This window comes from Pseudoalteromonas sp. S1727 (genome assembly GCF_005886375.1).
Lineage (GTDB): Bacteria > Pseudomonadota > Gammaproteobacteria > Enterobacterales > Alteromonadaceae > Pseudoalteromonas > Pseudoalteromonas haloplanktis.
The window spans coordinates 82,913-96,882 of record NZ_PNDT01000007.1; the positions used below are offsets into that span (position 1 = coordinate 82,913).

A 13,970-nucleotide genomic window follows, 5' to 3' on the forward strand; every position below is an offset into this window, starting at 1 on the left:
ACCTAGAGAACAACCATTTATAATAAACTAGCACACTTACTGGGCCGAGAATCGAAATACTATAATAATCCACACCTTGGATACGAAGATATTATCTACACTCTCTTGTAGTGTAGATGGCTGTCTATTTGCTTATCGATTTACTTATATACAATAAAAATAGCGCCATTAAGACGCTATTTTTATATCGTACATTGTCTTTATTTTAAGTCTGGCATTATTTGCTTCCGACCCAAAGGCCCTCAGGGTTATTTAATTCTTTAACAACTATGTTTAACTGCTCTGCATTCGACCAGCGAACCGAAGCACTGCTAATATCAGTGCAATTACCCAGTCCTATATGCAGGCGGTTATTTTCACTGATAGAAAACGGTGAAGATGATCCACCCACTTTTTGCTGATAGGTTTGTCCACATGCGTTAACTTTTAATACTGCGCCTAACGAAGCAGCCTGCTTGTTCAAAGAGTAACCAATATTAAAAACCACAAAATTATGTTGTGCATCATGCTTCAGTTGGTTTTTAAATAAATGCCACCGACCTCGCTCATTTGAATAAATAAGATCTAAATCACCATCATTATCATAATCAAATTTTTCAACGCTGCCCCCAGTCGCGCCCAGCTCGCGGGATATAACACCATGATTAGCCTGTGCGACAAATGATTGACCTTGTTTATTTAAAAATAATAATTGCTCATTTTGCATTGCAGGATTGCCATAGCGCAGTAAAAATAAGTCAATCCAACCATCATTATTAAAATCCCCAGCAACGGCGCTGGTGGTTGGTTCAGTTACATCAATGCCCAGCTTAGCTGTCGCATCAATAAAGTGTCCATGCTGATTTTCTAATAACATCACAGGCAAAGGCTCAATATCTGTAACCTTAGGCGCTTTCGTCACACGTTTTATTACGCCTGCTGCCGGCGAATTGATATCTCCACCAAGGCGCCAAATACCTTCGCCAAGGTAGCCAATGTACAAGCCTTTTTTATCTAGTTTAGTTGGCCAACCGCGTGCTTGTTCTGGTGTTAATTTAATCTTACGCTCACTGCCACCATGCCCCGTTAACATCAGAGGTTGTTTATTCTCACCAACAAATACATCAAAATGCGGGTAAGCCATTTGTAGATTCTCAATTTCAAAATCACCAGAAATATTTAAATCCTCCAGCACAAACTGTTCATTTCTTGCAAAAAAAGCAAATTGCTTATCATCATGGCTATAGAAAGTTTGCCGCTCAAATTGATGTTTAGCACGAGTCAACAATAAGTCATTATCCCCATCATTGTCATAATCTATTTCAGTTATGCTACTCACATGACTAGTGTTTTTTAGTTCACCAAATACTTGGTTAGTTGCATTACGATAATTCAAGCCAGGTTGAGCCAACACGGCTACCATGTTCGCACCGCCGTAGAAAACAATATCATCCTTATTATCGTTGTTAAAATCAGTGACAAGGGTTTTATAACCAAGCCATTTAGCATTGGGTAAATAATCGATGAACTTAAATTGATTGCCATTTAAATTTTGATAAAGGTGATTAGCCCCCTGCTTCTGACGACTCAAGGGAAAAGCTGATAGTACTAAGTCCAGTGTACCGTTATTGTTACTGTTACTGTCGATGAGTTTAACAGCCCTACCCCGAGTGCGCTCAAACCCAGAGAACGTGCTACCCCCTTCAATAGTACGATCATGATTTATTTGGAACGACACTGGCAAACGAGGCTTTGTGCCCCCTCCGCCGCCTTGAGCTATTATTAAATCAACACGGCCATCTAAATCATAATCGGCAGCAGCAACACCATGTGTATCACCTCTGATAACCACTTGAGGTGAAGAAAAGCTCCCCTCCCCATTATTCCAAAAAATCTTTACTGCATGTGTATGCTCAGTGATTAAAACATCTAAAAAACCATCTTTATCAAAGTCATTGAGCAATGCGTTATCCCATTTTCGTCGTGATAAAGACTCAAATGGAATAACATCATTTACTTCACTAAACATCGCTGGGCCACTGTTGTGCATTTTCACTGTATTACTTTGACAACCAGTTAAAGTGCTAAAACATGCAATACCCATCAACAAGAGTAAGTTAGGAGTCCATTTTTCGGTCATAGGATCTCTCCTTCATCGGTTACCAAATCAGCTGATTTTTGCCAAACACGAATATATTCAATTTCAAAATCCACGATCCCGTCATCTTTTTCATCTACGGCGCTATTAAGCTCTAAATCTTCCTTACTTTGTGGTACCCCATGCCATGGGAAAGTTTCTTGATCAAGCCATAAAAATAATGGCTTTGTTGCCACATACCCTTTATCAACTCCGCGATTTTCTTTTGCCCAAGCATCAACCTGTGCAACGCTCACTTCGCTGAATAGCTTCCCATCAATAAAATACTTTACCCCGGTTGCATCCCACTCAATACCATAGATATGAAAGTCATCAGCCACTCTAAACCCTAAATCTTTGTGTTCGGTATAGGTGGGTTTTCCTTTTACTTCTTTGCTCCAGTCACGAATTGACCACCATAACTCTCTGCTTATATGTTCTTTTTTAGGATCACGGGCATCACCAAACTGTTCATAAAAATCAAATTCTAACTGCTCTCCCATTGCCCAAAAAGCACTGCTCACTTGAGCATCGGCCGCTTTACTTTTAATTTCTATATACCCATATTGAAATGACTTGCGACCAATCAAACATGCAGTGGTGATATTTTCATATTTTAAAGCCTCACCAAACACGGGGATATGAATATTAGTCTCGAATGGAAAGTCAGGCTCCCAACGGGTTTCTAAAATAAGCTTGCCATCTTCTAAACGGTAGTTTCGCCCCGAAAATTGCGATGGCGCGCGCCCTTTCCATACTTTTTTATCTGGCTTATCAGGGTGTTTATAGACTGGTTTGCCATCTTCAAATTTACCCACTACATACCAGCGTTGCTCATCTAATATCGGGGCATCAAACTCATCACTGACTTGCGTATTGAGTTGCCAGTCGCCCCTATTGTCAGGATCAGAAAATGGTAAGAGCTTATTAATCGGTTGTTCTGAAGAAGTGGCAACTGTATTACCGCATGCCGCTATATGCGTTATAAAAATAACTTGGGTTATAACATGTATAAGTACTTTTTTAATTTTTCCTTTAACTAGTTTCATAATGTTCTCATGTAAAGTTAACTTAAAAAGATAGTACATAATAAAACATATGATGTTTGTGATTTTACATTAATTTACATATTCCTAAAGTAAAGTGCCTCTACCTCAAACATTAAACGCTATGAATCGTGCTTTTAATGCTTTTCGCTCACTGCTGTTCTTTACTTTATCTATCAAATAACGCATCTGCGAAGATGGGTTTTCTACCCCAACGTAATCAATATAGCTGCGGATGGCCTGATCTTTTACGTCACCTTCGTCTAGTAAATATAACCATTCAAGTAGCTCATCTAAATTCTGCGCAGGCCATTGACTAACTATAGAATAAGCCAAGTTCGGTTGAACCTCTTGAGGGTAACTGTAAAAGTCATCAACTAGATTTTGAGGTTTATTTTTACTCAATTGTAAGGCTGCATGCGTTAATGCTTGTTGACGGCTAGACGCGCTAATCTCATCTGTAGCAATGACGTAATCAAGCATATTAAGGGGTGAATGATTAGCCCATGTTTGTAACAAAACAAGCTCAGCATCCTTATAAACCTGCCTATTATCAATATAATGGAGCCACTCTAATGTAGCATATGGGTCAATTTTAACTGCGGCGGTTATATATTCATTCACTAAACTTTGATTAGTTCTAAGTTGTTCAAAATCCAATATCACTTGCCCTGATCTATCTAGATCAAACACAATTAATGCTTGTATAGCCTTGTTTGTATATAAAGAAATTTCAGTATTTTGCGGTTGAGAAAGCAGCCAACTTAAACAAAAATAAGGGTCTTGTTCAATCCACTTAACTATATAATGGCTAACTTGATTGATCCGCTCTTGTTCATTTTTAAGCCTTAACGATTTTTCAATAGAAAAAAGATAATTTGCCTGTACTTCATCTTGCGAAATAGTTACCTGTTTTAACTCTAAGTTGTCTAAGTCAGCTGAGTTTATGATTGAGGCAGTACTTGCTTGCTCCCCCTTATTTTTCGGCGTAGGTAAGTCAGATACCGAGGGGAGATTTTTTTGTATATTAACATAATAGATACTCAAACCAGCTAACACGGCCATAATCAATAATAAATTTTTTTTAGTCATATGATTACCTTTAATATTTATAAAAATTACCATAAGCGAAGTAAATTAAAGAAATAACCTCAAAATTGAGGTTATTTCTATTGAATCATTTTTTAATTTACCGTGATCATAACCGTGTCAGTCTTTCCCTTATTTTTGGTTTTAACAGTAATCGTTGCACTGCCCTTATTTTTAGCTTTAACAACCCCTTCATTCGTCACAGTAGCAACATTTTTGTTGCTCGTAGAGTAAACAACATTCTTGTTAGTTGCACAGGCAGGAAGTACATTGGTATTTAAAGTAACGCTTTGACCTTTACTGAGTGTTTTTGTTTGCGGTGTTACATTAACGCCTGTAACAGCTACCCAAGTGTCAGGACATGAATTAGAGTTATCTCCACCTGTGTTGCCTCCTGTGTCACCCCCAGTATCGCCTCCCGTATTTCCGCCTACTTTCACCCAGGTTCTTACATAGTCGACTTCCATTGAGGTAGGAAAGCCCTCTGCTGATTTATTAGCAGATGGGTAAAACTGATTGCAGCGCCACTCAGTATGAGGCGCTCGTAGGCCTTGAGACAGCGTCAGGTTCATTTGACGGTGCCAGTACAAATTCTTTTTATAACCTACCTGAACACCATCAACATACCAAGTAATGTCATCTTTAGTGACATTAACACCATAAGTATGAAAGTCATTACGTGGATCAAACGGTAAGTGATAGCCATTATGATTTGTTTCTGGCGCACTACCCGGTCGCATCCAAGTAGGAGAGCCATTTTTAACGACAATGTTATGTAAATCATGGTCTGACTCACGTACATTGCCTTTTTGAGTTAGCTCGACCACATCAATTTCACTGTACTGTACATCACCATTTTCAGTTAATGTGCGATCTATTGTGCTATACATCCAAAATGCAGGAGAAACACCTGGAAAGGTATTTGCGCCTTTAATACGTGCTTCATAATAACCGTAATTACCTGTCGCTCTTGACTTCGCAACACCTGATGTATAGTACAGAGGATAATTTGCTACCTGCTGCTGATTACAGCCATCCCAAAATGTACGATTATGTGTTTCACGCTTAGTTGTTAACTTCAACTTACCATTCGATACGGTGGCATTTTCATTACGCCAAGACCAAACACCATAGTTTTCAGTTTGGAAATTCCATTTTGTCGCATCCTTTACATCAAACTCATCTGAACGTTTTTCTTGCAGAATCCAAGTTTCACCGGGTTTGGCAATATGAGGCTGAGGGTTCGCTTGTGCTGCAACACTGGTAAGGGCAAGACCAGCAACTGCCGATAATAAGGTAACCTGTTTATTTATTTTCATTGTGTGTCCAACTATTGAATTAGTTTATGCTCCATTTTCATTAAAACGGCACATAGATGTTTAGGGTGGTATATTTATGAATATGCTAAGCATAGAGATCGTTGTTTTAACAATCACAGTACAACCTGAACTCATCCACTTTTTATTCATAAACGCCATTCTCACCAGCAAAATTAACGAAAACAAAAACACAAATTCACATTAAATTAACACTGGTGAGTGGCATTATTTGACGCCCAATTTAGTCTTGAGACCTCAATAATTGACTTTAAAAACTATAAAATTGGCTTTTTTGTATAAAAAACAAGCTAAAATAATGCTTGAGTATGATTTTTTTGAAATTGTTTAGGAGTAATATTTGTTTTCTTTTTAAATACTGTCGTAAAGTAATTTGAATTATTAAAACCCACCTCGTAAGCAGTCGCCGTAATTGACTGAGTGATTAACAGCTGCTTTGCTCTCTCTATTCGTACATCTGTAATGTAGTTATTAATCGTATTGCCTGTAAGTTGCTTAAAGTGCTTAATTAAATTCGAACGACTCACACCTATCTCAACCGCAATAATATCGATGTTTATATTTTTACTAAAATGCAGCAGCACATACTGCTTAGCATTTTCAACCATTTCCGAATTCAAATTAGACTGTATTGAGGAGGGGCAATGTGCACTATTTAATGTGCTTGCTGATGATACTAAACTATTTTGCAACGTTGCCTGTGGTATAAATGGATACGTTTTATCTTCTACATCGACATGATCATCAAGGTGCTGTTTGGTAACAGCAGGGTCTTCAACATCTGCTTTAGATATTTGTATATCTTTAAGTATTGACCACCCCAAAATAGCAGCAAAGACACTTGTACCTAAGTAATAAAGCACCCAGTTTTGGTATGCATTTCCTGCAATCATCACACACGCCAAACCTAGTACCGTTTTAATTTCGAGCACGCTGACGTTGGTTTTTTTACATAGAAGTAAATAAACACACGGCAGTATCATCAGTATCAAAATCGCGATAATTTGTAAGTAATACACATGGTTGCGCACTAACCACTCAAAAGGTATTACAGTCATACCGAAATCAGCCAACACTTGTGTTTTTGGATGCGTTAGATCTGATAAAACAAAATAAATTACAGACCAAACTATGCCGAACAAATACACTAAACAAGGAATTGGTTTAGCCAAAAAGCAACCTGTTCGCATAAATAGCGCAACGAATAAGGACGGGATCCCCAGCGAAAATAGTAAGACCGTGCGACCTAAGTGAATATAAGGCCTAGCACCTTCAATGGGCAACGCATTTAACAAAGGACCGTACAAGTAAAAAATAACGGTTAAGAAAAAAACAGCATAGTAACTATGCACACGCTCCACTTTAATGCCTTTTAAAACCAACACCCCAAAAGAGCAGATAAACATATTTGCAGCCATAAATGGAACTATACAGCGCGCAAAAAAATCCCATGAAATTAAGTTTTCAATCACAGTAAAGTTGATCCCACATAATATAATTCAGCACAGGATGAAACATACTATGTTTAATATAATAACATCAAGAAGTCGTTAAAAAGTGACAACATCTAATTATGACAGAGTAAGTTACTGTAATTAAGGACTGCTATAGGAACCTAAAAATAAAAAGCCCAGCAATAAAGATATTGCTGGGCTTTAAATAAGAAATGAAACTCTTTATTTAGAAGCTATAGCTAAAGCTCACTTCATAAATACGACCAGTGTAGTCAACGCGAGAAACTGCTTTTTCATTATTGCCCCAGTACTCATAACGTTGTTCATCAGTTAAGTTGTAACCTCTTAAATAACCTCTAAAGTTTTTAGTAAACGCATAAGATGTCACTAAATCTAAACGACCATTCGCTTGCTGAACGCGAGGCTGAACGCCGAGGTAAGAGTTATCACCTTTAATATATGAGTCATCTTTCCAGTTATAGGCTAGGCGAGCACTAAAGCCATCATTTTCATAATAACCAATTAAGTTGAATGATTCTGGTGCAACTTTGTATAGCTGGCTATCTTCAGTTCCATCTTGGTCGATATAGGTGTAGTTAAATACACCACCGAAACCATTCCACGGATAAGGTAAAAAGTCTAACTTCTGTTGAACTGCGAATTCAACACCTGTTAACTTAATCGTGTCATTGTCATTCACTATTTCTTTAACAACAACTGAACGGTAATACTCATCTCCATCATCACCAATATACGGTTCAACTTGCGTACAAGTAAAGCCGCCTGTCGCAGGGTTATCTTCGCGCTCAATATCACTACCTAGCGCGTCAATAACTAACTGATCACCTTCAGGACACGATTCTCTCTCTTCAAAGAACCCAGTCAGCTCTTTATAGAAAACCCCCACAGACACCGCACTACCTTCACGGTTATACCACTCAAGTGATAAATCATAGTTATTCGCGTCATATGGTTTTACAAAGCTTGCCGGTAGGGTTACGTTTGCGTTTGCGTTGCCACCTTGTACATCTGTAGTGGGCGTCATAACACGTAGATTAGGACGCACAAAACCTTCACTATATGCAGTACGCAGCACTAAATCATCCAATAGATCAAATGATAAATTTAAAGACGGTAACCAATGATCGTAATCATCACCAATAACTGTAGGCACTAAAATATCACCATTAGAGCGATCACGCTTTATGCCATCAAAGTCATTATTGGTGTATACATAACGTAAACCAATATTACCAGACCAAGGTACATTGCCAATATCACCGTATAAATTTGCCATCGCATATGCGGCTGAAATTGTTTGCTCTACACTGAAGTTTGTTGCATAGCGTTGTGGATGCGGGCCAACAAAGCGCTCATAGAACCCGCTAGATGTCATATTCCCACCTTCAATGTCTGACATACCATTTTGCAGTGCGGCAATATGCGGTAAGTTATCAATTGTTTGCCAACCACTATCAGCACCAAACGTACCTGGGAAATTACCATTAAAGAACTCTGTCTGACCATCAGAGACCAAGTTATGACTTATACTTTGGCTACTTACCGCATCAGCGTTAATACCTGCTGCACCGATACCTTGATCAAGATTATCAAGTACTTCACGGCTGTATCTTACGCCAAACTTTACTGAGCCTACATTGAAAAATTCACTAAGTTCAAAGTCGACATAACGTTTTGCATCAAATTCACCACTAGACATTTTACGTTTTGGATTATCAATACGACCAGTGACATAATGGCTTAAACGTTTATTGCCATTTAGAGGATCCGCTGTAGTTAACGAAAGTGATGCTAGATCATCACTGCTTACCCAAGGTATATCATAGTTGTAATCATCCCAACCTTGTGCGCTCACGGATGCCTGTCCTAAGTCTCCCTGGCCAGAATCTAGTTGAATACCAATCCCTGTAGGAACAGTATCCACCAACACACCATTAACGCGTGTTTGTGCTTTATGGTGCCCTGTTGCTCTGAAGTCTAAGCCAACATTTTGAAATTCATTTTCTGACTCAGAATGTGTAAGTACGGTATTAAAAACCCAGTTATCTGTAACATAATCACCGTATAAGAATAAACCTTTCGCTTCTTCAAAAAAGGTCGTTTCACGGTTTGTAAAAATATATTCACCATCAGTGATCGATGTTTTACTAACAGCATAAACTGGAGAACCATCAGCTGTTGTATCGTACAAAAATGGTGCAGTATTCATATCAGGTTCGATCATGTAAAACCTGTCGCTGTTTTCAGGCTTATTTTCGTTATAACCCGCACTAAATTGCGCATCCTGCTTAGTACCACTGTCTAAGTCGCGCTTGGTATACATTAAATTAGCACCTAAAGTTAAATCATTAATAGGACGCCACTCAATGTTACCTGTAAAAGAAATACGATCACCATCACTGAATTCTGTTACATTTCGTACTGAAGATGGGCTACGCACCGCTGCACCATCTGGGATGCCATACTTCGCACGATAAGCATCAATTGTTTCTGAGTTCACACGAAGGTTACTGTCTAATTCACCATGCGCATCACCAATCAACGGCGCATAATTGGTAAAGTTAGCAGTATCACGACGGAAAGTTTGATCTGACTGTGCAACTTTAAATGCTACGGCAAGCTCATCTTTAATTAAGTGTTTACTCATTTGGAACTTAATAGATTGGTCCCAATTTTGAGTTAAGTCTTCGTAACGGCCACCGACACTAACATTGTACTTGCCATCTGGTTTTGATAATGCACGTTGCAATTTTTGATCAACAATACCTGCAATTCCACCAGCTTGCATATCTGCTGTAGGGGTTTTAACTACCGTAACACCATCAAATACACTAGCTTCAAACGCAGCAAATGGGTTACTTTCACCAACATCACTAAAACTGCGGCTCGGTGTTGCAAAGCTTTGACCTGCAGCAGTAGTTTTTACAAATCCACCACCTAAACCACGCAGACTGATTTCTGACTGGCGCCCTTCTTCAGATCGCTCTAGCTGAATACCAGGAATGGCTTGCAGTGCCTCACCTAAGTCTAACGCTGGTAAAGCATTAATATCTGATGCAGAAATAGCATCAACAATAGAAGGTGCGTCTCGCTTAGTATTTAATGCACTTTCTAAAGCGCCTCGAACACCTTGTACTTGGATAATTTCAAACTCGGCTTCTTGTTCTCTTGCTTCGGCTTCTGCAATTCTTGCTTTTGAAGTTTCTTGATTATTATCCAGTACTTGTTTAACTTCTTGAGCCAAAATTGAAGGTGCAAATAATGTTAAAGCTAGACCTAACGAACCACCAATTAGTGCCGTTGAGTTGAGTTTTTTTCTCTCTTTATTAAACATTGTATTCCCCATAAATTGTGTGTGTTGGTTACTATTTATTTTATATGAGTTGGTTGTATACATCCCCCAATTAACAATCGAAACCGCTAATTAACAACACCGTAACACAACAAAAAACAATTTTAAATCAAATTTAATCACTTTCAGTCTTTTTTTTATTGAAAACCTTAATAAACAAAAGGATATGAAAAATTAAATTATAGTTAAACCATTTTTTTTACTCTTTAAAATATAATTTATAGAGATAACAGATAGGAAAAATCAATAAAAAACATGCAAATGAACAACTATGACCAGAAATGATTATTTTATATGACAAAATAAAGGGGGAGTCGTTGTGTCATAAAAAATGGCCATCAACATGATGGCCATTGTTGCTTTGATACCAGAGCAATATAAAGCGCTTAAGTCACTCTGCCATTAGCGTGGTACAAATCTAGTTGATCTTGGCTAATACACCCTTTATATGTACCAGGAACTAACATAAAGTTTGGATTAGCCTCTTCAGAAGTATAAAAAATATGAAATATCATTTCTTTTAACTTTCGATAGCTTATCGATAATTCTGATGTTCGATCTGCAAATGCGCGCTTATCCAACTCAGTGATAAGGCTTTCTCTATCAGACTGTGAGACACTTTTATAATCACTCTTAAAACTTGCTAGTGCAATTTGTTCAACCTGTTTGATAATCGATTTATATCTAAACTTTGTCTCTACACCAGCCCAACTCAACATCAAGCCATCTAGCACATTAATTACATGAGCATCTGTAGCGCCGGGCTGGTTGGTTCTTGGGATCATGATTTCTGCGATATCAGTGAGAATAGTTAACTCATCTGCAGTAAAAAACTGACCACTTTCAGTAAATACAGCTAACGCATTAGCGCTATTAAAAACAGAAGCCCATATAGGTGTTGCCACTAAATACATTGACGCCCCAATAAAAACACGTCGACTTATATTAATGTTAGACATGCCAATTCCCCCTACAGTTTGCCCTGTTTCATTTGTTTAGCTGCATAGTCTGCAGCGCGAGCTGTAATTGCCATATATGTCAAAGATGGATTTTGAGTAGCGCATGAAGACATACAGGCACCATCGGTAACAAATAAGTTTTTTACATCATGGCTTTGAGCCCACTTGTTCAATACAGAGCTCTTTGGATCTTCGCCCATACACGCTCCTCCCATTTCATGTACACGATCGCCGACAAAAATAGGTTTGCTTTCAGGGAACTCATTCACTTGAATATCAACGCACCCACCAACAGTTAAAATTTCTTTAATGTCTTTTGCTGCTTGTTTAATCATTTTGCGCTCGTTATCTCTGATACGAGCATCAATATGCAATATTGGAATACCCCATTGATCTTTATCAGTTGAATGTAACCGCGCATGATTATCATAGTTTGGTAGCATTTCACCGTACATAATCGCTCTAAACCGCCAAGGACCTGTTTGATTACTTTGCTCTTTCACTGCTGCTCCAATCCCAACTTTTTTTGCTGTTGTACCGGTATTACTGCGGTTTTGAGCTGTTCCTTGAAAACCAAACCCTCGGACAAAATCGACGCCATCTTTTTGCTCATGACGATAATTAGGAATATAAGTTGCAATTGGCCTGCGTCCTATCGAGAACTTATCATCAAATCCAGGAACTTCAGCATTTGCTAATACACCGGAAAAATGATCCATAATGTAATGACCTACAACTCCGCTTGAGTTAGCAATACCATTTGGAAATGACTTTGATGTAGAATTGAGCAAAATTTGAACCGTCCCCAACGCAGAGGCACATAAAAATATGACTTTTGCACGATATTGACGTTTCTCTTTCGTGTGCGCATCAATAACAGTTACACCAGTTGCCTTGCCAAGTTTGTCATCGTAATTAACAGACTCAACAATTGAATCGGTAACGACTGTTAAGTTACCGGTACGCTCAGCTGCGGGTAATGTCGCTGATAATGAGCTGAAATAACCACCAAAAGTACACCCACGGTTACAGTAAGCACGCGCTTGGCATTGCCCTCGCCCTAGTTCAATCTGTTCTTTCGTCGGCTCAGTTAAGTTAGCTGAACGGCCAATAATTAACCGTCTATCGGAATACGCTTTCTTCAAATTTTCTGAGATAAATTTCTCAGCACAACTCATTTCCCACGGTTTCTGAAACACACCATCAGGTAGCGTATCCAAACCATCTTTGTTTGCTGAAACACCAATAAAAGACTCAACATAATCATACCAAGGAGCTAAATCTTCATAACCAATAGGCCAAGGAACTCCGTTACCATCTTTCGCATTTGCCTGAAAATCTTTAACTCCCCAGCGTAGTGACTGCCTACCCCATGTGAGTGAGCGGCCGCCCAATTGATAACCACGAATCCATTTAAAAGGACTCTCTTTTGGATAAGAGATTGGGTGTTCTTTATCATCAATGAAAAACTGTTTTGTTGCGTTTTTAAAATAGCCTTTACGCTCAATCATCGCATAGCGGCCTTCTTCATCAAAAAGTTCTGGAACCTTATTACGGTTCTCTATCTGCCAAGGTGCCTGCATATCTGTATATTCAGCCCCGCGATGATCGATGTGCCTACCACGCTCAATGACTAATGTTTTAAAGCCTTTTTCACAAAACTCTTTAGCAGCCCAACCACCGGTTATACCAGAGCCAACAACAATTACGTCATACATCTTGCTCATCCTCTTGTTTTATAGTTGTTATTTTTAGTTGGTTTGTTAAATTAATTTTTCGATAAAGATGTTTCTAAACCTAACAACGTTATCGCTATGACCTGTTTCTTTATATAATTTGCTACCGTGGTGTTGCAGCCCAATCACACCTTCCTTATCTTTAGTATCTTCAACATGGGTAGTAAGTACGCCATTGAGGAATATTTTTAACGTAGAACCATTACACTCAATCCGTAGATGATTCCACTCACCCTGTTTATAAGCGCTCGCTTGTTGCTCTGACCACTGCGGTAAATAGCTTTTTATGAAATCTTCATCCCGATGACTGCGTTTAGGGTGTAAAGGATAAAGCCACTTTCTGCGACCTTGATCGAATAATCCGCCGCTCCAACGTCGCTCACTCGGATCAATTTCCGCCTGATAGCCAACAACAAATTTACCTTTGTCATTTTCTTCAATTTGACCTCTGAAAATAACGCCGGAATTGCTATATTCTTTCACTTGCGGCATTTTAATATCCACCGTAAGGATAAAGTTGTCATACCGTTGTTTCGTCGTTAAAAACCAATTCTGGGTTGATAATAAATGCAACTCGCCATCTACGAATTTTGCATCACCATCTGCATAGACATTAACAAATTGACTCAACTGCGGATCAAGAAGATTAACGCGTTGTTCAGCCTTACAAACACCGATACAAAACGAGAATAAAACAAACAAGAATAGTTTTAAGCGCATCAAAATAGCCTCCATAGATATGATTGTGCGTGATTAATTCTGATTGATATTGGCATATAAAGTCGGTTTTACGCAACTTAAAAATAAAAGATGAGCCTAATGTTGAAATCAAATCAGCTTTATTCTACCGAGGAGTTCTA

The 13,970-nt window shown here is 38.6% G+C and carries 9 protein-coding genes; all 9 read right to left on the reverse strand.

Going from position 1 to position 13,970, the window contains the following annotated elements:
* Nucleotides 1-217 precede the first annotated feature (217 nt).
* The 9 genes from CWB85_RS01810 to CWB85_RS01850 all read right to left on the reverse strand — a co-directional run bounded on the left by CWB85_RS01810 (nucleotide 218) and on the right by CWB85_RS01850 (nucleotide 13,830).
* A complete protein-coding gene (locus CWB85_RS01810; protein ID WP_138553938.1) occupies nucleotides 218-2,119 on the reverse strand; it encodes a CRTAC1 family protein in 1,902 nt (633 codons plus the stop codon).
* The gene (locus tag CWB85_RS01815; RefSeq protein WP_138553939.1) at nucleotides 2,116-3,165 is read right to left on the reverse strand and encodes a family 16 glycosylhydrolase; all 1,050 of its coding nucleotides are present in this window, start codon (nucleotides 3,163-3,165) and stop codon (nucleotides 2,116-2,118) included. Before CWB85_RS01815 ends, CWB85_RS01810 begins: the two co-directional genes overlap by 4 nt.
* 105 nt (nucleotides 3,166-3,270) lie before the next feature.
* Nucleotides 3,271-4,254: a hypothetical protein gene (locus CWB85_RS01820; RefSeq protein ID WP_138553940.1), complete on the reverse strand. Its 984-nt coding sequence runs from the start codon at nucleotides 4,252-4,254 to the stop codon at nucleotides 3,271-3,273.
* Nucleotides 4,255-4,346: 92 nt separating this feature from the next.
* Nucleotides 4,347-5,570 carry a family 16 glycosylhydrolase gene (locus tag CWB85_RS01825; protein WP_138553941.1) on the reverse strand — a complete coding sequence of 408 codons (1,224 nt, stop codon included), beginning with the start codon at nucleotides 5,568-5,570 and terminating at the stop codon, nucleotides 4,347-4,349.
* A 308-nt stretch (nucleotides 5,571-5,878) separates the two neighbouring features.
* On the reverse strand, nucleotides 5,879-7,006 hold the full coding sequence (locus tag CWB85_RS01830) for a helix-turn-helix transcriptional regulator (RefSeq protein WP_138553942.1): 1,128 nt from the start codon (nucleotides 7,004-7,006) through the stop codon (nucleotides 5,879-5,881).
* A gap of 262 nt (nucleotides 7,007-7,268) precedes the next feature.
* Nucleotides 7,269-10,397: a TonB-dependent receptor gene (locus CWB85_RS01835; protein ID WP_138553943.1), complete on the reverse strand. Its 3,129-nt coding sequence runs from the start codon at nucleotides 10,395-10,397 to the stop codon at nucleotides 7,269-7,271.
* A gap of 404 nt (nucleotides 10,398-10,801) precedes the next feature.
* On the reverse strand, nucleotides 10,802-11,374 hold the full coding sequence (locus CWB85_RS01840) for a gluconate 2-dehydrogenase subunit 3 family protein (protein WP_138553944.1): 573 nt from the start codon (nucleotides 11,372-11,374) through the stop codon (nucleotides 10,802-10,804).
* Between the two features lie 11 nt (nucleotides 11,375-11,385).
* Nucleotides 11,386-13,092: a GMC oxidoreductase gene (locus CWB85_RS01845; protein ID WP_138553945.1), complete on the reverse strand. Its 1,707-nt coding sequence runs from the start codon at nucleotides 13,090-13,092 to the stop codon at nucleotides 11,386-11,388.
* A gap of 45 nt (nucleotides 13,093-13,137) precedes the next feature.
* A complete protein-coding gene (locus tag CWB85_RS01850) occupies nucleotides 13,138-13,830 on the reverse strand; it encodes a 3-keto-disaccharide hydrolase (RefSeq protein WP_138553946.1) in 693 nt (230 codons plus the stop codon).
* Nucleotides 13,831-13,970: the final 140 nt, after the last annotated feature.